The sequence below is a fragment of the Bradyrhizobium ferriligni genome (assembly GCF_056837965.1).
The window spans coordinates 62,266-81,039 of sequence record NZ_JBXEJO010000004.1 but is presented as its reverse complement, the minus strand read 5'-3'; the positions used below and the strand labels follow the sequence as shown (position 1 = coordinate 81,039).

Below are 18,774 nucleotides of genomic sequence, written 5' to 3'. Positions count from 1 at the left end.
CCAACTGGAAACAGAACAAGAACCATGCCTGTTGGCAACCTATCCGATTGGCCCATCCAGCACAATCGATAGTGCCCCCTTGAGGGCACTTATACCGCCCTATCATAAAGGGCCGATTCCGCCAGTTTTGCCTGCGGCTTAACGGCTCGTTGTCTTGCCGATTCCTCCCACTTATCTAGGCAGGCATCGGGGCTGCCGCAACGCGCGGCGGCCCTCATTCAGCAAGGGAATTGGAACTTCAGCCATGAGCGAATTCAACAAGCGCGAGGAAGGTTTCGAGAAGAAGTTCGCCCTCGACGAGGAGCAGAAGTTCAAGGCTGAAGCCCGCCGGAACAAGCTGCTCGGCCTGTGGGCCGCCGAGAAGCTCGGCATCACGGGCGATGCCGCCAGCACCTATGCCAAGGAAGTGGTCGCCGCCGATTTCGAGGAAGCCGGTGATAACGACGTGCTGCACAAGGTTCTGAAGGACCTCACCGCCAAGGGCCATGCCGTCACCGAGCGCGATATCCGCGCCAAGATGGACGAGCTGCTGGCGGTGGCCGCGGCGCAGGTGAAGGCGGGAAACTGAGTTCCCGGGACACGACCAACCCGACTTTCATGCGCGCCGGACACCGTTCCGGCGCGCCGTGTTTGTGCCCCTCGTCCTGGTGAAATCGGCACGGAGGATGTCGAGCAGACGGCGGGAGGCGGCGCTGAGAAAGCCGCCATGCCGCGTCACGGCGACGATCTCGTGACTTGCGGCGAGATCGCCGACGCGGATCGTCGCGATCCTGGAGCTACCCAATTCCTCCGCCGCATTGCTTTGTGACAGCAGCGCGATCCCGAGCCCGGCCTCGACCAGGCGCTTCTGCGCCGTGAGGCTGTCGACCGGCGTCCAGGCGATCTCGCCGAGCCCGTGCGTCAGGAACAGGGCGAAGACGTGCGAGGCGGTGATTTCGCGGCGTCCCGGCACCTCTGGGAAGGCGATCCACCGCTCATCCCTGAGATCGGCAAGCTTGCCGACCCGGCGTCCCGCCAGCGGATGGTCCGGCGCACAGACCACCCAGAGCGGCTCGGCAAACAGCACCTCGCAATCGAGGTCACGCGAGCGGTCGCGGTCGTAACGCAACCCGATCGTCGCCTCGCCGCGCCGGATCAGGTCGCTGACCTCGGCGCTGGTCGCGGTGCGCAGCGTCAGCGCTACGTCCGGATGCCGCCGGGCAAAGCGCTTCAGCACGTTCGAAAGCCGCTCGCCGGCGAGCGTACCGGTCACCGCCAGCGCCACCGGGCCGGAATTGTCGCGCAGCAGCGCGCGCACGGCGTTCTCGGCATCCTGCGCCGCCGCCACCGCCCGTTCGGCATAGGGCACCATCACCCGCCCGGCATCGCTCAGCCGCGTCTTGCCCGCGATCCGCTCGAACAGGGGCACGCCGAGCTCCTGCTCGAGCAGCGCAATGCGCCGCGAAATCGCCGGCTGCGAGCGATGCAGCGCCTTGGCGGCATGCGAAATCCCGCCGCGCCGATGCACCACCAGGAACGTGTTGAGCGCGTCGCTGTCCATGCCGAACCTCATGCAAAAAGCTGATGATATCGAAAGAAATAACAAATTTGTCTGATGGACGAAACCGCCCTATCGCTGCTGCCAGTCGCTTTTGACAACAGCAGGAGTTCACATGCGCACCCAGGCGGACAAGGCAGCACGGTTTCGCGAGCTGCATCAGCGGCCCGGCGCCTTCATCATTCCAAATCCGTGGGACGCCGGGACGGCGAAGCTGCTCGCATCGATGGGTTTCGAGGCGCTCGCGACCACCAGCCTCGGGGTCGCCAACACGCTTGGCCGTTCGACCGTCAGCCTCGACGAGATCATCGAGAATTGCCGGGAGATCGCCGAGGCCACCGACCTGCCCGTCAACGCCGATCTGGAGAATTGCGGCGCCGACATGCCGAAGCTTGCGGCCGAGGCGATCCGGTTCGCCGCCGAAGCCGGCGCGGTCGGCGGCTCGATCGAGGATTCGACCGGCGACCCGCAGCGCCCGATCTATGATTTCACGCTCGCCGTCGAGCGGGTGCAGGCCGCGGTCGAGGCCGCGCGGGCGCTGCCCTTCCCGTTCACGCTGACGGCGCGGGCGGAGAACTTCCTGCACGGCCGCAAGGATCTCGACGACACCATCAAGCGGCTGCAGGCGTTCGAGGCCGCCGGCGCCGACGTGCTGTATTCGCCGGGCCTCTACGATCTCGCCACCATCAAGACCGTGGTGTCGTCGGTCAAGAAGCCGTTCAACCTCGTGATGGGCTATGCCGATCCGACCTTGACGGTCGAGCAGCTGTCGGCCGCCGGCGTCAAGCGCATCAGCGTCGGCGGCGCGATGCAGCGCCACGCGCTGGCTGCGTTCCTGCGCTGTGCCCGCGAGATGAAGGACAACGGCGCGTTCAGCTTCGTCCGCGACATGGCGCCGGTGAAGGAGGTCCGGGCCGCGTTCAACTGATCGGTCTCTCGCCGCGAGGTGCGCCGCCGGCCAGCGCGGCGCATGCCAGCGCCGCCCCGGATTGCCCGAGGCGGCGCCTTCTAGAATCTGGTATGCTGGCGCCGGCACCGCAAGCCCGGCCGAGGCGTTATCAGACCTGACGATTCATCGCGGGTCGCGGCTTGCAGCCAGCCTCAGGCAATGCCAAGAGAGCGGGATGTCCCAAGATCACATTTCCAACGTCCTCGCCGAACGTTACGCCTCGCCCGCCATGCGCGCCATCTGGAGCGGCGAAGGCAAGGTCCGCCTCGAACGCGACTACTGGATCGCCGTGCTGAAGGCCCAGCGCGATCTCGGGATCGCGGTGCCGGATGGCGTGATCGAGAGCTACGAGCGCGTCAAGGACCAGATCAACCTGGCCTCCATCATGAAGCGGGAGCGCGTCACCCGCCACGACGTCAAGGCGCGCATCGAGGAGTTCTGCGAGCTTGCCGGTCACGAGCATCTGCACAAGGGCATGACCAGCCGTGACCTCACCGAGAACGTCGAGCAATTGCAGGTCTACCGCGCGCTGCAGCTCATCGAGACCAAGAGCATCGCCGCGCTCATCCGCTTTGCCACGCGCGCGAAGCAATTGCGCGACATCCCGTTCACCGCGCGCACCCACAACGTCGCCGCGCAGGTCACAACGCTCGGCAAGCGCATCGCGATGTCCGGCGAGGAGATGCTGCTGGCGCATCAGAGCCTGGTCAACGTGCTGCAAACCTATCCGGCGCGCGGCCTGAAGGGCGCGGTGGGCACCCGTCTCGACCAGATCACCCTGTTCAATGGCGATGCCGGCAAGGCGCGCACGCTCGAGCAGCGCGTCCTCGTTCACCTCGGCCTGCCGAAGGCTCTCGATGCCGTCGGCCAAGTCTATCCGCGCAGCCTCGACTTCCGTGCGGTCAGCGTGCTCACCGAGCTCGCCAGCGGACCCGGCAATTTCGCCAAGACCATCCGCCTGATGGCGGGCCACGAACTCGCCAGCGAAGGTTTTGCCAAGGGCCAGGTCGGCTCCTCGGCGATGCCGCACAAGATGAACAGCCGTTCCTGCGAGCGCATCAACGGCCTGCATGTGATCCTGAAGGGCTATCTCGCGATGGCCGCAGGCCTTGCCGGCGATCAGTGGAACGAAGGCGACGTCTCCTGCTCGGTCGTCCGCCGCGTCATGCTGCCCGACGCCTTCCTCGCCATGGATGGCCTGCTCGAAACCCTGCTCACGGTGCTTGACCAGATGGAGGTGTTCGAAGCCGTCGTCGAGACCGAGCTCAACCGCTATCTGCCCTTCCTGCTGACCACCACGGTGATGATGGAAGCGGTCAAGAAGGGCGCGGGCCGTGAAGGCGCCCACGAGGCGATCAAGGAGCATGCCGTCGCGGCCATCGGCGACCTGCGCACCGGCAAGATCGTGCAGAACGATCTGCTGCAACGTCTCGCCGCCGACAGGCGTCTTGGCTTGAGCGCAGCCGAACTGCAGCTTGTGCTCGAGCAGGGCCGCGCCAACTCCGGCGACGCCGGCGCCCAGGTCGATTTCTTCGCCGAGCAGGTCGAGGCCCTGGCCAAGGCCAAGCCGGAAGCCGCGAGCTACGCGCCGGGAACGATCCTGTGATGTTTTTCGCGATCGGGTGAGTAGCGATTCCATTCGCTACTCGCCACGCGCACCCTTCTCACTCCTCCTTGAAGCCGTATTCCGGCACGTTGCCGCTGGCGCCGTAATATTTGTACGGCAGGAACTTGCCGCTCATGGTGATCTTGACGCGGTCGCCCTTCGGATTGGCGACCCGCTCCATCGCCATGTCGAAGTCGATCGCCGACATGATGCCGTCGCCGAACTCCTCCTCGATCAGCGCCTTCCACGCCGGGCCATTCACCATCACCATCTCGTAGAAGCGGTAGATCAAGGGATCGGTCGGCGGCATCGGCGTGCCGGTGCCGCGCATCGGCACCTCGTTGAGCATCGCGATCTCGGCCTTCGACAGCCCGAACAATTCCCCGGCGTTCGCCGCCTGCGGCTTCGTCAGCTTCATCTGGCCGAGGATCGCGCCCGTGATCAGCACGTCGGAATAGCCGCCGATCTTCTCGCAGATGTATTTCCAGCTCCAGCCCTTCTCGCGCTTGATGTCGAGCAGCTTCTCGGTGAGGTCTTCGCGTTTCATCAGGTTTCCTCCTCAGGCTTCAGCGCGCAGCGCTCTGCGCGGGATTGGGTTCGACGGCGCGTGGCGGCGAGACGATCACGGGCTCGCCGACGCCGGGCCGCACCGTCGGCACGCGGCGCGGATCGTGACCGGTCACCTCGGCGGCAAAGCTCTTGCTGCGGCTGACCAGGAAATCGACGATATGGTTGCGCAGCGCATAGTAATAGGGATGGCGGTGCAGGTCGATGCGGCCGCGCTCCTTCGGCAGCGGGTTCTCGACGATCTCGGCCAGCACGGCGCCGGGACCGTTGGTCATCAGGAAGATCTTGTCGGCGAGGAAGATCGCCTCATCGACGTCATGGGTGATCATGAAGGTGGTCTGCCCGGTCTCCAGGCAGATCCGCCGCACCTCGTCCTGCAGCGTGCCGCGGGTCAGCGCGTCCAGCGCCGAGAACGGCTCGTCCATCAGCATGATCTTCGGGGTGATCGACAGCGCCCGCGCGATGCCGACGCGCTGTTTCATGCCGCCGGAGAGCTCGGACGGATGCTTGTGCTCGGAGCCGGTGAGCCCGACGAGATCGATGAACTTCTGCGCATGCGCCTTCACCCGCGCACGGTCCCATTTGCGCCATTTCGAGCTGACGGCATAGGCGACATTGCCCAATACGGTGCGCCACGGCAGCAGCGCATGGCTTTGGAAGATCACGGCGCGGTCGAGGCTGGTGCCCTCGATCCCCTGACCGTCGACGATCACCGTGCCCTCGCTCGGCTCGTCGAGGCCGGCGAGGATGTTCAGCACCGTGGTCTTGCCGCAGCCGGAATGGCCGATCACGCAGCCGAACTCGCCACGCGCCATCGACAGCCAGAAATTCTCGAACACCGTGGTGATGCCGCCGCCCGCGCCCGGATAGCGCCGCGCGATGCCCTCGATGGAAATGAACTTGTCGGTCATCGCTACTCCGGAAACGTCACCATGCGCGTGAACCGCGCCAGCACCTGGTCGAGCAGCATGCCGACGAGGCCGATCAGGAGGATCGCGATGATCACATTGGTGATCGACAGGTTGTTCCACTCGTTCCAGACGAAGTAGCCGATGCCGGTGCCGCCGACGAGCATCTCGGCGGCGACGATCACGAGCCAGGCGATCCCGATCGAGATCCGCATGCCGGTCAGGATCGTCGGCGCCGCCGCCGGCAGGATCACGGTGAAGGCGCGCCTGATGGTGCCGACCTCGAGCGTGCGCGCGACGTTGATCCACTCCTTGCGCACGCCGGCGACCCCAAACGCGGTGTTGAGCAGCATCGGCCACACCGAGCAGATGAAAATGACGAAGATCGCGGAGATCGAGGAATCCTTGATCGTGTAGAGCGCGAGCGGCATCCAGGCCAGCGGCGAGATCGGCTTCAGCACCTGGATGAAGGGATCGAGCGCCCTGCTGATCAGGGGCGACATGCCGATCATGAAGCCGAGCGGAATCGCGACGACGACCGCGATCAGATAGCCGAGCCCGACGCGCCCGATCGAATAGGCGAGCTGGATGCCGAGCCCCTTGTCGTTCGGGCCATTGTCGTAGAACGGCCGCTTCAGATGCTCCCACAGCTTGGCGCCGACATCGAGCGGCCCGGGCATCGCCGACTTGCCCTGCGTCGCGGTCAGCCCCATCAGCCTGGCGTATTCGGGGCTCATCGCCGCCGTCGTGCCGCCGCTGCGGGTGGCGAGATGCCAAGCGCCGAGGAAGGCGCAGAGCAGCGCGATCGAGACGATGGCGGCGCGAAGACGGAGGGAGAAGGTCACGCGCACTCCCTCCCCGCGTCGTCCCTGCGAAAGCAGGGACCCATAACCACCGGCCCCAATTGGTGCGCTGAGTGTCTCCCCGCGCGCCTAACCGAGAGAGTACGGCGTATGGGTCCCTGCTTTCGCGGGGACGACGGCGTGGTTAGAATTTTTCGCCTCACGACGATTTCCTGATCTTGAAGCTCGCGAGATAATCGTCGGGCTTGGCCGGGTCGAAGCTCTTGCCCATCACCGAGAACGACTTGTACGAGGTGGCGGGTGGCGCGAGCCCCATCTCGGCCATCACCTTCTTGGTATCGGTGGCGAGATAGACCTGCTCAGCGACTGCCTTGTAGTCGACATCGCCCTTGATCTGGCCCCAGCGCTTCATCTGCGTCAGCATCCACACCGCAAAGGACTGCCAGGGGAACGGGTCGAAGTCGACGCGCTTCGGATCGGTCTTCACGCCGCCGAGGCCGTCGGCATAGGTGCCGGTCAACACCTGCTCCAGCACCGTCACCGGCGCGTTGATGTAGTTGGCCGGCGCAATCGCTTCCGCGATCTGCTTGCGGTTCTCGGCCTTCGCCGCGTAGCCGGTGGCATCCACGATCGCGCGGGTCAGCGCCGCGAAGGAATTCGGCGCCGTCGTGATGAACTCGCGGCTGGCGGCAAAGCTGCAGCAGGGATGGCCGTCCCAGATCTCCTTGGAGAGGATGTGCAGGAAGCCCACCCCGTCATAGATCGCGCGCTGGCAGATATTGTCGGGCGCGAGGAAACCGTCGATATTGTCGGCACGCAGATTGGCGACCATCTCCGGCGGCGGCACCGAGCGGAGCTGCACGTCGGTATCCGGATCGAGCCCATGCTCGGCGAGGTAATAGCGCAGCAGATAATTGTGCATGGAGTAGTCGAACGGAATGGCGAACTTCATGCCCTTCCAGTCCTTCGGATCGCGCCTGTCCTTGTGCTTCATCGCCAGCGTGATGCCCTGTCCGTTGATGTTCTCGATCGCAGGGACCGTGAACGGTATGGCGTTGGCGCCAAGGCCGAGCGAGATCGCGATCGGCATCGGCGCCAGCATATGGGCTGCGTCGTATTCCTTGTTGATGGTCTTGTCGCGAATGACCGCCCAGCCGGCGGTCTTCACCACCTCGACGTTGAGGCCCTGCTTGGCATAGAAGCCGAGCGGCGCCGCCATGATGATCGGGGTCGCGCAGGTGATCGGAATGAAGCCGACCTTGAGGTCCTTCTTCTCCGGCGGCCCGGCGTCGGCGAACGCCTCCGTCGCCGTCTTCAGCGGGAAGAACTGTGACAGCGCGGCGAGCGCCGTCGCGGCGCCAACCGATTTCAGGAAAGCGCGGCGCGCGACATCCTGCGGAAACACCGCCCGCATCACCGCCGACGCGACGATGCCTTCGTAGCGCTTCTGTTCGCTGAGATCGCCGACCGGCTCGCAGCGCAGCGTGCGCGCGGCCTGCTCATGCTCGGCGGCTGAGCGATGCCAGCCGCAGGCGCAACCCGATCGCGTGAGCACGCGGTCGGCGTCGAAGGGATCATCTGACGTGGACATGCTGCGCCCCATTGTCGCACCGAAACGCAGAGAGCTCCGCGATCCGGTTCATTGATCGGCGTCCGGCCGCGTTTTGCGCCGCCGGACACCAATAAGCATGCAGGTTCTATGCCGCCTTGCCGGTGACGACGGGCGCGGTCGGCAAGCCCTCATCGATCGGCAGCGACGGGTCGCGCGACCACTCGTTCCAGGAGCCGAAGTACATCCGCACGTCCTTCACGCCGGCGTTCTTCAGCGCCAGGAAGGTGTTCGAGGCGCGCGCACCCTTGAAGCAGTAGAGATAGACCGGCGTGGTCTGCGAGATGCCGACGGTGGCGCACTCCGCCAGGATCTCATCCTTCGACTTGAAGCGCGGGCCCTCGGCGGTCGGCTTCATCATGCGGTACCATTCCAGCCACACCGCGCCGGGGATGCGGCCCTTGCGCGGGCAGAAATCCTTGCCGTAGGGCGAGGAGCTTTCGCCGATCCACTCGTCGACGTCGCGCACGTCGAGGATCGCAACGCCGGGCTTGCCGACCGCCGCCAGCATCGCCTTGGCGTCGATCATGATGTCGCCGGCCTCCGGCACGATCGCAAAGGAGGTCTTCGCCGGCGCTGCAACGTCGGTGGTCACCGGAAGGTCGGCCGCCTTCCAGGCATCGAAGCCGCCATGCAGCACCTTCACCTTGGGATAACCCAGCATCGTCAGAAGATAGTAGCCGCGGCAGGATTGGCCGAAGCCGGAATTCATCGACTGCTCGTAGATCACGGCGGTCTCCTTGCCGGAGAGACCGGCGGCACCGAACGCGTCAGCGAACTTGGTCTTCAGCTCGTGGATGCCTTCCGGCGTCGAGGTCGCAAGGAACGTGAAGATGTCATGCACATTGACGGCACCGGGCAAATGGCCGGCCGCATAGGCATCCGGATTCCGCGTGTCGATGATGACACACGGGTCTTTCTTGACGAGCTCGGCAAGTTCGCCGGAGGTGATCAGAACGTCCGTCATGGCAGCCTCTCCTGTCTGTGGTTGCAGTTGTGGTGGTCCCGAACTTGTTTGAGCATGATCTCCGCGCAAACGCGTTCCGCGTTTGTCGCGAGGGAAAACCGGTTTCCACTTTTCCGGATCATGCTTCAGCCGTCCGCCAGCATCTTGCGCAGCTGCTTGGTGGCGGGCGTGACGATGGCGACGAAATAGGCCTCGCGCAGCCTGCGCTGGGCGCGGTGGCTCATCAGATAGCCGCGCGCGCCGCAATGGAGCATCGCGGCATGTGCGAATGCGACGCTGGCATCGCCGATCCGCAGCCGCAGTGCGACGACGCGGCGCCAGTAGCTGTCATCGGCATTGTAGGGATCGCTTGCCAGCGCCATCGTCTCCTTCTCGAACTCGGCATAGAGCTCGCGGAATTGCAGCGGCTGTTGCGGCAGATAGCGGTTGACGTGTCCGAGCGGCGCATGGACCTCGTCCATGATGTTGATGCAATCCTTCATCAGCCCAAGACCCATGCCGGCCTGCAACAGGATGAAGCCGGCGCGGATCTTCTTGACGAACGGCGCAGCCGGCTCGGCCAGGATCAGTTCGTCCGGCACGAACACGTCGCGAAACTGGACGCCATAGGTACCGGTGCCGTCCATCGCCAGGAACGGCTTGCAGGGCGTCAGCGTGATCGCGGGATCGGAGCAGTCGGCGAGGAACATCACGGTGCTGCCCGGCTCGCCGTTTGCGATGCCGCCCGGCTCGCCGCTGGCGATGCCGCCCGGCTCGCCCTTGGTGCCCTCGTCCTCGCGCTCGAAGATCGTGCCGAAGTAATGGCCGAGCCCGAGGTTCGACACCCAGGGCAGCGCACCGCGGACGATGTAGCCGCCCTCGACCTTGCGGCCCTTCAGCTTCAGCCGCTCGATGCCGAAGAAACTCTTCATCGGGTTGGAGAGCCCGGTGCCGCCGAGCACGCGCCCGCGCGAGAAGCAGTCACCGAAGCGCGCGGCGAGCTTCATGTTGGTGGAGTTGGCGACGTACCAGACCAGCGTGTTCTGGCACCACGCCATGAAGGCGGTGGCGCCACAGACCTCACCGAGCGCGGCCATCGACTGGATGGCCCAGCGCAGGTCGGCAGGACCTTCCTGCGGCACATGGCTGCTCCAGGCGCCGACCTTGCCGAGCCGGTGCAGGAATTCGCCGGGATAGACCGAGCCGGCATCGACCGCGGCTGCGATCGGCGCCAGCTCCTGACGGGCAAGGCGGGCAACCTCGTCCGCAATGGTCGGTGCGGGATCTCGAGCTGCGACCCGCGACAAAGCCAGTGAACCCATGGATGATCTCCGCACCTTGAATTGCCGGTCGGGCGTTTACGCGCTGACCTCGAGATTGACGGGACGGGTGAAGGTGTTGGCGACCGGCGACCACTTCTTCACATGCGCCACCAGCGCGTCGATCTCGGCCTGCGAGACCCCCTCGCACTCCATGTCGACCTTGACGCGGACGTCGGTGAAGCCGACCGGCTTCTCGCTGACGTCGCCGGTGCCCCACACCGCGGTGATGTTGAGATCGCCCTCGAGCTCGAGCTCGAGCTTGTTGACGATCCAGCCGCGATGCACGGCGTTGGCGTGCAGGCCGACAGCGAGGCAGGAGCCGAGCGCGGCGAGCGAGGCCTCGGAGGGATTGGGCGCGGTGTCGTCGCCGAGCAGGCCCGGCGGCTCGTCGACGATGTAGGGCGCGAGGTTGCGGATGTAGTTGGCGTGGCGGAACTTGCCCTCGGCGACCGTCTTGCACTTCAAGGTCTTGATGACCTTCGGGTTGGCCTTGCCATTGGCAATCAACTGCTCGAGCCCGCCTCTGTCGATCGGCGCGAGGCAGCCGGTCAGTGCGGTTTTCTGGGCGACAGCGGTCATCAGTTTTCTCCCTGGGAGCGATGGAATTGGTCAGGATACCGAACGGTCTGTTTCCTGCACGAAGCGTGCCAATCCTCCGCCAAATCAAAAGGCGAAGTCCCGCAGGTGCTTAAGCGGAGCTGCCTCCGGATTGATCAGCGCCGGCCTGCTCAATCACCAAGCAAATGCCGCGCGACCGCGATGATTTTCAGCGCATCGATGGGGCATGAAGATGCGACTTGATGATTCTGCCGCGCTCCGATTTACTGCCGCGCATGGCCAAATCGCTTGCGAAGAAAAAACCTGCCGCGGCGTTCACCGCCGGCAACGATGAATCGGCGCGCGGGCGCCTGCTGAACGCCGCGACCCATCTGTTCTGCAAGAACGGCATCAACGCCACCGGCATCGATGCGATCATCGACGAGGCCGGAACCGCGAAGACCACGCTCTACAAGCTGTTCGGCTCGAAGACCAACCTCGTGCATGCGGTGCTGGAGAGCGAAGGCCGGCAGTGGCGCGAATGGTTCATCGGCGCGATCGAGGCCGGCGGCGGCGATCCGCGGACCAAGTTGTCGCGGATCTTCCCTGCCCTGAAGACCTGGTTCGCCGAGGAGCGCTTCTACGGCTGCCCCTTCATCAACGCGGTCGCCGAGCACGACAAGGACGCCAAGCAGTTCCGCAACATCGCGCTGAAGCACAAGAAGGTGGTGCTGGCGCATATCGAGAAGCTCGCCGGCGAAATGGGCGCGGCCGAGCCGGCCGTGCTCGCGCACCAACTCGCGCTGTTGATCGACGGCGCCATCGTCGCGGCCATGGTGTCGTGCGATCCCGGCGTCGCCGACACCGCGGGGCTTGCCGCGGACAATCTGTTCGCGCCGGCCAAGATCAAGAAGCCGAAGCGCGCGGGCCGCGCGGACGAACTCATGGCGGTCTGAAATAAAAGGACGCCGCGAAATGGCGACGCCCCCCGATCGCCTCGTTGCCCGCCTCGATCGCCCGCGCGAAAATTGACAGCCGGCCGAACCGATTGTCGCGACCAACGGTCACATCGCAACCCCCGGCATCGGTCTTCAGCGGCGCTGATCGCCCGCGGGTTTACCTGTCGTCAATCACACCGCGCGATCCGCCGCGGCCTTAAACGCCTGTTAGGTCCGGCCCGGTCAATTGCCCGTGAAAGTACGAGGCAAGAACAATGCAGTCCGAAAAAGGACGATACAGCCAGCCGCGCTGGGGCGTGACGCGCTGGCTCGCCGATGCGGGTCCGGGCGTGCCCGATGACATCCGCGCGGCGCTGATCGGGGATCTCTACGGCTCGCTGCCGGTGTTCGCGGCCGGTGCGGTCAATACGGTTGCTGTCGCGGCCGTGATTGCGATCCGCGAGCCGACCGCGCCGTTCATCACCTGGGTCATCCTCGAACTCGTCATCTGCCTCTCGCGACTGGCGGTGCTGGTGGCTGCGCATCGCGCGGCGCGCGAGCGGCGGCCGACGCCGACCGATCTGCACCTCGTCCTTGCGGTCGCCTGGAGCACCAGTGTCGGCTTCGGCATCCTGATCAGCCTCGGAAGCGGCGACTGGGTGGTTGCGATGCTGGCCTCGCTGTCGGCGGCGGCGATGGTCGGCGGCATCTGCTTCCGCAACTTCAGCGCGCCGCGCCTTGCCGGCACCATGATCCTGCTCAGCCTCGGCCCGATCGTGCCCGGGGCGGCATTGGCCGGCGAGCCGCTGCTCTTCATCGTGTTCCTGCAAGTGCCGATGTATCTTGCGGCGATGACGGTCGCGGCCTTCCGCCTCAACAAAATGCTGATCGCGACCATGCGCGCCGAGCGCGAGAACGGCCATCTCGCCCATCACGACACCCTGACCAGCCTGCGCAATCGCGCCGGCTTCGTCGCCGCGTTGAACGCGAAGCTCGCGGCCCCGACCGGAGATAGCAGGCCGTTCGCGCTGCTGTTCCTCGACCTCGACAATTTCAAGCCGGTCAACGACACCTATGGCCATGCGGCCGGCGACCAGGTGCTGATGCTGGCCGCCGAGCGGCTGCGGCGCGCCCTGCCCGAGACCACAGTGATCGCGCGGCTCGGCGGCGATGAATTCGTGGTGCTGGCGAACGGCGTCACCGCCGAGCAGGCACTCGCCGTCGGTCATGGCATCATCCAGACCGTCACGATGCCCTACCGGCTCGCCGACGGCATCTTCGCAAAGGTCGGCGTCAGTGTCGGTGTCGCTGTTTCGCCCGAGCACGGTACCGAGGCCGAGGAGCTCCTGGCCGTTGCCGATGCCGCGCTCTATGAGGCCAAATCCGACGGCAAGGCGCAGTGCCGCCGGCCTCCGTCGCGACCAATGTCGCGGCGCTGCGCCGGCTGACGAAGAAGGACCCCGCACCGGCGTTCGATCGCGGCGCCGCCTGAGGCGACGTCCGGCAGAAATGCGCTCTACAGATCGAAATTCGTCGGCAGCATCACGACGTCGCGGATGGTCATGCCGCGCGGGCGGGTCAGCATGAACATCACGACCTCGGCGACGTCGCTGGCCTCCAGCAGGCTGCCCGCTGCCTTGGCCTCTTGCAGCTTCTCCGCCGGCCAGTCGGCGAGCAGCGCGCTGATCACGGGCCCCGGCGAGATCGAGCCGACGCGGATGCCGTGCTTGAACACCTGGCGCCGCACGGTCTGGACGAAGCAGTTGATCGCCCATTTCGACGAGGCATAGACCGGCTCCCATGGCGTCGGGAAATGCGCGGCGAGCGAGCTCGTCACGATGATGTCGCCGGTGCCGCGCCCGATCATGTGCGGCAGCACATCGTGCACGTTCTTCATCACGACGTTGACGTTGAGGTTCAACATCCGGTCGATCGCACTCGTATCCGCATCGACGAGGTCGCCGCCGACATAGATGCCGGCATTGGCATGCAGGATGTCGAGCTGGCCGGTCTTCTCGAGCACCCGCGGCAGCAGCGTGGCGCAGGCCTTCGGGTCGAGCAGGTCGATGACCAGCGGGATCACGGCATCGCCATGCCTGGCGGCGAGCGCCTGCAGCGCGGCGGCGTCGCGGTCGATCATCACCACGCGCGCGCCGGCCGCCAGCATCGCCTCGCTGCTGGCCAGTCCGATGCCCGACGCCGCTCCGGTCACGGCCGCGACCTTACCTTCCAATTGCTTCGCCATCGTCTCCACCCTGTCAGGTCCGTGCAGCACCTATCGCAACACATCATGGTCGCGATGTCAGCTCATCATGCGATGAGCAACTCCACGTTTGTCTGATCCCGTCACATGCGCAGCATGGGCGGCCGCGTAGCGAAACGGCGGCGCAGCCATTTTGCCGCCGGCCCGGCCGGCCGCTGCTTGTGCCAGACCACTTCGAGCGCGACGGGATGTGCGCCCTCGTCGAATTCCAGTTCGGGAATGGCGAGCTCATCGGCAACCTGCGAGCTCGCCATGATGTGCGCCGGAATCAGCGCCCAGCCGACGCCCTGCTTGAGGATCTGCAGGATCACCCAATGGCTCTCGACCCACCACACCTCGGCTGCGACACGCAATCGATGCCGCTCGGTGCCTTCGTTGCGCACCGTGACCATGATCTGGCGATGCCGCTTCAGCTCCTCCCAATCCACCCGGCCATGCACCAGCGGATGGTTCTTGCCGCAAACCAGCTGCAGCGGCACCCAGCCGATGGTCTTGAAGCCGAGCTCTGGCGGCAGGTGCTCCTGCCGCCACATCACGCCGACATCGGCCTTGCCGTCGAGCACGAGACGGCTGACGTCCTCCATGATCGGAAACAGCAGTTCCAGTTCGACATGGGGAAAACGCCCGGCGAATTCCGCGAACAGCTCGCCTACCGCGCTCTCCGGATAGAGCTCGTCGATCGCCACCACCAGGCGCTTCTCGACATGGGCCTCGAAACTGCTGGCGACACCGATCAGGTGCTCGCGGCGATCGAGGATCAGTTTTGCTTCCGGCAACAGCCGCGCCCCTGCCTCGGTCAGCACCGGATTGCGGCCGGCGCGGTCGAACAGCGCGATGCCGAGATCGGCCTCCAGATTGGCGACATGCGTGCTGACCGCTGATTGCGCCTTCTTCAAAAGCCGCGCCGCGCCGGAGAACGAGCCCTGCTCGGCCGCCGCCACGAAGGATTCGAGCTGGTCCATGGAAACCGACATATATCTGTTTTCCAGATAATACCTAACTTGGTTATGGCACAATATCAGATAGAAACCCGGTCGCAACGACGACAGCGTTTTCAAGCGAAGTGGATACCGGTTCGCGTGAAGAAAACGCGTCAAAACAAGAATCTAGAAAGGGTTTCAAAATGTCTATGCGTTCCTTCTCCGACCGGGTCAGGCACGCAGTCCTGTTCGAACTGATCGGTATCGCCATCTTCACGCCGGCGGCCGCCTGGCTGTTCAATCAGCCGGTCGCCCATATGGGCGTCATCGGAATCGTCTCGGCGACGGTAGCGACGGCCTGGAACTTGCTGTTCAATCTCGGCTTCGACCACGCGCTGGTCCGCGTCACCGGCCGTATCGCCAAGACGATGCCGATCCACGTCGCGCACGCGATGCTGTTCGAGGCCGGCCTGATCGTGCTGCTGATCCCGTTCGTCGCCTGGTATCTCGGCGTCTCGCTGTGGGCGGCGCTGATGATGGATATCTCCATCGTCGCGTTCTATCTGGTCTACGCGTTCGCCTTTAACATCGCCTACGATCGCGTGTTTCCGGTGCGCGAGCTCGACGCGCACGATCGCGCGGCGAACCGGGCTCTGGCGGCCTGATCGATCTCGGCGTCGGCGCGGCGGATCATGTGGTCTGCCGCGCCGCTCCGGACCCTGACACCGCGCGAATATTTCCGGCGATAGCGACTGCACACAAGTTCTGCCGCGCCTCACTCATAGACTGGTTTGATCCGGCTGAAGCACTATGGAAGCTTCAAGCCGACATGCCCGTCAGAGGCTGCCAACCGGCCAACAATGCCAAAACGGCCAACAACAAGAAACGGAGGACGACAATGCCAAGGAACCGTTCATCCCGGCTCACACGCCGTGATCTCATCAAGGGCACTGCCGCCACGTCGGCCACGCTGCTGCTCGGCACGCCCGCCATTGCCAAGGGCAAGACCGAGATCGTCATCGGCAATATCGACGCCTATTCGGGACCTGCTGCGGTCTATTCGTCGATCGGTCGCACGCCCGGCGGCTATTTCAAGATGATCAACGAGCAAGGCGGCATCAACGGCCGCATGATCAAGTACATCACCTATGACGACGCCTACAGCCCGGCCAAGACAGTGGAACAGGCGCGCAAGCTGGTCGAAGGCGACGAGATCGACGTGCTGTTCGCGCCGCTCGGCGCGCCGACCAATGCGGCGATCATGAAGTACATGAACCAGAAGAAGGTCCCGCACCTCTTCATCGCTTCCGGCGCGACCAAGTTCGGCGACTACAAGAATTTCCCCTACACCATGGGTTTCCAGCCCTGCTACCAGATCGAGGGCCGCGCCTTCGCGCAGCATGTGCTGTCGACACAGAACGACCCCAAGATCGGCATCGTCTACCAGAACGATGATTTCGGCCGCGACGTGTTGAAGGGTTTCAAGGACGGACTTGGCGCCAGGACGTCCGCGATCGTGGCGGAGCTGTCCTATGAGACCGCCGACCCGACCATCGACAGCCAGGTGGTCCGCTGCAAATCCGCCGGCGCCAACGTATTCATGAGCATGACCACGCCGAAATTCGCCGCCCAAGGCATCAAGAAGATCGCCGAGCTCGGCTGGCAGCCGGCGCACTACATCGGCAACAACGCCTCCTCCGCCGGCTCGACGCTGAAGGCCGCGGGCTTCGACGTCTCCAAGGGCATCATTTCGAGCGCCTATCTGAAGGATCCCGTCGACGCCGCCTGGGACAACGATCCCGCCATCCAGAAATGGCGCGCCTTCCTCGACAAATACGATCCGGCGGCGGCCAAGAACGACATCTACGCGGTCACCGGCTATCTCACCAGCCAGATCCTGGTTCAGGTGCTCAAGCAATGCGGCGACGACGTGTCGTCCGAAAGCATCATCAAGCAGGCGGCCAACCTGAAGGATTTCGAATCCGACATGCTGCTGCCGGGCATCCGGATCAACACCTCGCCATCAGACTATTATCCGCTCGAGCAGTTGCAACTGGTGCGCTTCAGCGGCGAGCGCTACGAGCCGATGGGACCGGTGATCGACGGCGGGATCTCGAAGGCCTGACCGTCCGATGCGTGCACCGCTGGCGTCGGCTTCCGATGGCAAAGCGGAAGCCGACCGGCTTGGGCGTCATCGGCGGCTCATGACCCGAACCGGATATTGCCGAATAGCCATTGTTAGCTCATTTGGCTCAACTGGCTCAGTTGACTAAGGGAGCGGCAGGAGAACGCGGCTCTTGTTTCCGGTCGCAAAGTCCTGTTTGCTTCAATGCAATGAGCACCACTCGCGAGACGAGTCCCCGCGGCAAATGTCAAACTGACTTCCTGCCGAGCGGGAGCGAATTGAGTGCGCTCATTCGCGCGCTCGATTGGTCCACGACCAGTTTGGGACCCATTGACGGATGGCCTGCACATCTCAAGAGCGCGGTCAGCCTCATGCTGCCTGCCAACGCACAAATCGTGCTGTTCTGGGGCGCGGACTTCGTGGCCCTCTACAACGACGCCTACGCACCGACCATCGGTGAGAAGCATCCAAGGGCACTTGGGCGGCCCGCGCGAGAGAACTGGGCGGAGCTTTGGGACGATCTTGAACCTCTGCTAAGGCGCGTCCTCGACACTGGTGAGACGGTCTTCGCCAAGGATCGTCCATTCTACATCGAGCGGCACGGCTATCCGGAGAACGTCTATTTCGACATCTCCTATTCCCCGGTTCGAAACGAGGCGGGCGACATAGGCGGCGTCCTCTGCATCGTGAACGAGACAACTGAACGCGTTGTGGCACAGCGAGAACTGGCCAGAGCGGAGAAGCGGCTCAGCCAAGCGCTAAGTGCCGCCGGAATGATAGGCACGTTCGACTGGCATGTGCCGACAGACACGTTCTATTCGGATGCGTATTTCGCACAAATGTTCTCAGTCGATCCCGCCAAGGGCGAGAAAGGCGCACCTTTGTCGGAATATGTCGCGGGCATCCATCCGGAGGACGTGGAGCGGACTACTGCGGCCGTGAGTCTCGCGGTCGCCACCGGAGAAAAGTACATCCAGGAATACCGGCTGCTCCACAAAGACGGAACCATCCGCTGGGTCGAGGCGCGCGGCGAATGCCTGAGAGACGCGAACGGCGAGCTTACCAACTTCGTCGGTGTCGTGGTGGACATCACCACTCAGAAGGAAGCGCAAGAGCATCAACGGTTGCTTGCGCGAGAGGCGAACCACCGGGTGAAAAACCTGTTCGCGATCTTCCACGGCATCATTAGCCTTAGTGCTCGATCAGCTCGAACGCCGCAAGAAATGGCACATTCGCTTCGCGGGCGGCTGGATGCCCTCATGCGGGCCAAGGACCTTATACGTCCGGGGATCATGGGTACGGAGGCGCATAGCGAACGGACGACGGTGGACGAGGTCGTGCGAACCGTCATGCAACCCTATGACGACGGCTCGCGCGACCGCATCATGATCGGCGGCCCCGATGTGCCTGTAGGCGTGATGGCCGTAACGAGCTTCGCCCTTGCGCTGCACGAAATTGCGACGAATGCAGCCAAATACGGGGCACTCTCGGAGCCGAGCGGGGCGATCCGTATCAAATGGGAGACGCAAGGTGGCGACTTGCATTTTGAGTGGGATGAGACCGGCGGGCCCATGATTGCCGTCCCGCCGCAAGCCGCCGGCTTTGGCAGCGTACTCACGGAGCGCAGTATTGCCGGTCAGCTCGGGGGCAAGATCGAATACGACTGGCGGCAGAACGGCCTCAAGATAAGGATCAAGGCTCCTTTGGATCGCCTTGGGGTTTGAGGACAGAAAGGGACGACAAG

At 64.4% G+C, this 18,774-nt stretch carries 18 protein-coding genes; 8 read left to right on the top strand and 10 right to left on the bottom strand.

Annotated features, from left to right (window positions below; all coding sequences use genetic code 11):
- Positions 1-244 precede the first annotated feature (244 nt).
- Positions 245-568, top strand: coding sequence for a DUF1476 domain-containing protein (locus tag AC1VNY_RS03325; protein WP_482404085.1), 324 nt, complete (start codon positions 245-247; stop codon positions 566-568).
- Between the two features lie 27 nt (positions 569-595).
- Here AC1VNY_RS03325 and AC1VNY_RS03320 read toward each other — a convergent pair whose 3' ends face one another.
- Positions 596-1,540 carry a LysR family transcriptional regulator gene (locus AC1VNY_RS03320; protein WP_482404084.1) on the bottom strand — a complete coding sequence of 315 codons (945 nt, stop codon included), beginning with the start codon at positions 1,538-1,540 and terminating at the stop codon, positions 596-598.
- A 112-nt stretch (positions 1,541-1,652) separates the two neighbouring features.
- Between AC1VNY_RS03320 and AC1VNY_RS03315 the strand changes: the two genes are divergently transcribed.
- Both AC1VNY_RS03315 and purB read left to right on the top strand, forming a co-directional pair.
- Positions 1,653-2,465 carry an isocitrate lyase/PEP mutase family protein gene (locus AC1VNY_RS03315; protein WP_482404083.1) on the top strand — a complete coding sequence of 271 codons (813 nt, stop codon included), beginning with the start codon at positions 1,653-1,655 and terminating at the stop codon, positions 2,463-2,465.
- A 196-nt stretch (positions 2,466-2,661) separates the two neighbouring features.
- Positions 2,662-4,092 (top strand): adenylosuccinate lyase, encoded by a 1,431-nt coding sequence (gene purB / locus AC1VNY_RS03310; protein WP_482404082.1) that lies wholly within the window; start codon positions 2,662-2,664, stop codon positions 4,090-4,092.
- Between the two features lie 58 nt (positions 4,093-4,150).
- Here purB and cynS read toward each other — a convergent pair whose 3' ends face one another.
- From cynS to AC1VNY_RS03275, 7 genes are all read right to left on the bottom strand, one after another.
- Positions 4,151-4,639 (bottom strand): cyanase, encoded by a 489-nt coding sequence (gene cynS, locus AC1VNY_RS03305; RefSeq protein ID WP_429036692.1) that lies wholly within the window; start codon positions 4,637-4,639, stop codon positions 4,151-4,153.
- 19 nt (positions 4,640-4,658) lie between these two features.
- Complete coding sequence (locus AC1VNY_RS03300) at positions 4,659-5,570, bottom strand: ABC transporter ATP-binding protein (protein ID WP_482404081.1); 912 nt, start codon at positions 5,568-5,570, stop codon at positions 4,659-4,661.
- 2 nt (positions 5,571-5,572) lie between these two features.
- Positions 5,573-6,412 carry a nitrate ABC transporter permease gene (gene ntrB / locus AC1VNY_RS03295; RefSeq protein WP_482404080.1) on the bottom strand — a complete coding sequence of 280 codons (840 nt, stop codon included), beginning with the start codon at positions 6,410-6,412 and terminating at the stop codon, positions 5,573-5,575.
- A 157-nt stretch (positions 6,413-6,569) separates the two neighbouring features.
- Positions 6,570-7,961: a CmpA/NrtA family ABC transporter substrate-binding protein gene (locus tag AC1VNY_RS03290; RefSeq protein ID WP_482404079.1), complete on the bottom strand. Its 1,392-nt coding sequence runs from the start codon at positions 7,959-7,961 to the stop codon at positions 6,570-6,572.
- Between the two features lie 106 nt (positions 7,962-8,067).
- Positions 8,068-8,946 (bottom strand): sulfurtransferase, encoded by an 879-nt coding sequence (locus tag AC1VNY_RS03285; RefSeq protein ID WP_482404078.1) that lies wholly within the window; start codon positions 8,944-8,946, stop codon positions 8,068-8,070.
- Positions 8,947-9,071: 125 nt separating this feature from the next.
- Entirely contained in the window at positions 9,072-10,247 is a 1,176-nt protein-coding gene (locus AC1VNY_RS03280) for an acyl-CoA dehydrogenase family protein (RefSeq protein ID WP_482404077.1), read from the bottom strand.
- A gap of 36 nt (positions 10,248-10,283) precedes the next feature.
- Positions 10,284-10,826 carry an OsmC family protein gene (locus AC1VNY_RS03275; RefSeq protein WP_038385944.1) on the bottom strand — a complete coding sequence of 181 codons (543 nt, stop codon included), beginning with the start codon at positions 10,824-10,826 and terminating at the stop codon, positions 10,284-10,286.
- Between the two features lie 254 nt (positions 10,827-11,080).
- Here AC1VNY_RS03275 and AC1VNY_RS03270 point away from each other — a divergent pair, with 254 nt between their 5' ends.
- Entirely contained in the window at positions 11,081-11,740 is a 660-nt protein-coding gene (locus AC1VNY_RS03270; protein ID WP_482404144.1) for a TetR/AcrR family transcriptional regulator, read from the top strand.
- A gap of 257 nt (positions 11,741-11,997) precedes the next feature.
- Complete coding sequence (locus AC1VNY_RS03265) at positions 11,998-13,170, top strand: diguanylate cyclase (protein ID WP_482404076.1); 1,173 nt, start codon at positions 11,998-12,000, stop codon at positions 13,168-13,170.
- Between the two features lie 68 nt (positions 13,171-13,238).
- Here the strand turns inward: AC1VNY_RS03265 and AC1VNY_RS03260 are convergent, their stop codons facing one another.
- Positions 13,239-13,967 carry an SDR family oxidoreductase gene (locus tag AC1VNY_RS03260; RefSeq protein WP_482404075.1) on the bottom strand — a complete coding sequence of 243 codons (729 nt, stop codon included), beginning with the start codon at positions 13,965-13,967 and terminating at the stop codon, positions 13,239-13,241.
- A gap of 101 nt (positions 13,968-14,068) precedes the next feature.
- On the bottom strand, positions 14,069-14,959 hold the full coding sequence (locus tag AC1VNY_RS03255; RefSeq protein ID WP_482404074.1) for a LysR family transcriptional regulator: 891 nt from the start codon (positions 14,957-14,959) through the stop codon (positions 14,069-14,071).
- A gap of 149 nt (positions 14,960-15,108) precedes the next feature.
- On the opposite strand from AC1VNY_RS03255, the gene AC1VNY_RS03250 reads away from it, so the two are divergent.
- The 3 genes from AC1VNY_RS03250 (at position 15,109) to AC1VNY_RS03240 (ending at position 18,754) form a co-directional block, all read left to right on the top strand.
- On the top strand, positions 15,109-15,570 hold the full coding sequence (locus AC1VNY_RS03250; protein WP_482404073.1) for a PACE efflux transporter: 462 nt from the start codon (positions 15,109-15,111) through the stop codon (positions 15,568-15,570).
- Positions 15,571-15,803: 233 nt separating this feature from the next.
- Positions 15,804-17,030 carry an ABC transporter substrate-binding protein gene (locus tag AC1VNY_RS03245; protein WP_461195824.1) on the top strand — a complete coding sequence of 409 codons (1,227 nt, stop codon included), beginning with the start codon at positions 15,804-15,806 and terminating at the stop codon, positions 17,028-17,030.
- A 278-nt stretch (positions 17,031-17,308) separates the two neighbouring features.
- Positions 17,309-18,754: a PAS domain-containing protein gene (locus AC1VNY_RS03240; RefSeq protein WP_482404072.1), complete on the top strand. Its 1,446-nt coding sequence runs from the start codon at positions 17,309-17,311 to the stop codon at positions 18,752-18,754.
- Positions 18,755-18,774 lie beyond the last annotated feature (20 nt).

Coding starts and splice junctions, on each gene's coding strand:
- AC1VNY_RS03325 (WP_482404085.1), top strand. CDS start 245: ATGAGCGAATTCAACAAGCGCGAGGAAGGTTTCGAGAAGAAGTTCGCC.
- AC1VNY_RS03320 (WP_482404084.1), bottom strand. CDS start 1,540: ATGGACAGCGACGCGCTCAACACGTTCCTGGTGGTGCATCGGCGCGGC.
- AC1VNY_RS03315 (WP_482404083.1), top strand. CDS start 1,653: ATGCGCACCCAGGCGGACAAGGCAGCACGGTTTCGCGAGCTGCATCAG.
- purB (WP_482404082.1), top strand. CDS start 2,662: ATGTCCCAAGATCACATTTCCAACGTCCTCGCCGAACGTTACGCCTCG.
- cynS (WP_429036692.1), bottom strand. CDS start 4,639: ATGAAACGCGAAGACCTCACCGAGAAGCTGCTCGACATCAAGCGCGAG.
- AC1VNY_RS03300 (WP_482404081.1), bottom strand. CDS start 5,570: ATGACCGACAAGTTCATTTCCATCGAGGGCATCGCGCGGCGCTATCCG.
- AC1VNY_RS03290 (WP_482404079.1), bottom strand. CDS start 7,961: ATGTCCACGTCAGATGATCCCTTCGACGCCGACCGCGTGCTCACGCGA.
- AC1VNY_RS03285 (WP_482404078.1), bottom strand. CDS start 8,946: ATGACGGACGTTCTGATCACCTCCGGCGAACTTGCCGAGCTCGTCAAG.
- AC1VNY_RS03280 (WP_482404077.1), bottom strand. CDS start 10,247: ATGGGTTCACTGGCTTTGTCGCGGGTCGCAGCTCGAGATCCCGCACCG.
- AC1VNY_RS03275 (WP_038385944.1), bottom strand. CDS start 10,826: ATGACCGCTGTCGCCCAGAAAACCGCACTGACCGGCTGCCTCGCGCCG.
- AC1VNY_RS03270 (WP_482404144.1), top strand. CDS start 11,081: ATGGCCAAATCGCTTGCGAAGAAAAAACCTGCCGCGGCGTTCACCGCC.
- AC1VNY_RS03265 (WP_482404076.1), top strand. CDS start 11,998: ATGCAGTCCGAAAAAGGACGATACAGCCAGCCGCGCTGGGGCGTGACG.
- AC1VNY_RS03260 (WP_482404075.1), bottom strand. CDS start 13,967: ATGGCGAAGCAATTGGAAGGTAAGGTCGCGGCCGTGACCGGAGCGGCG.
- AC1VNY_RS03255 (WP_482404074.1), bottom strand. CDS start 14,959: ATGTCGGTTTCCATGGACCAGCTCGAATCCTTCGTGGCGGCGGCCGAG.
- AC1VNY_RS03250 (WP_482404073.1), top strand. CDS start 15,109: ATGTCTATGCGTTCCTTCTCCGACCGGGTCAGGCACGCAGTCCTGTTC.
- AC1VNY_RS03245 (WP_461195824.1), top strand. CDS start 15,804: ATGCCAAGGAACCGTTCATCCCGGCTCACACGCCGTGATCTCATCAAG.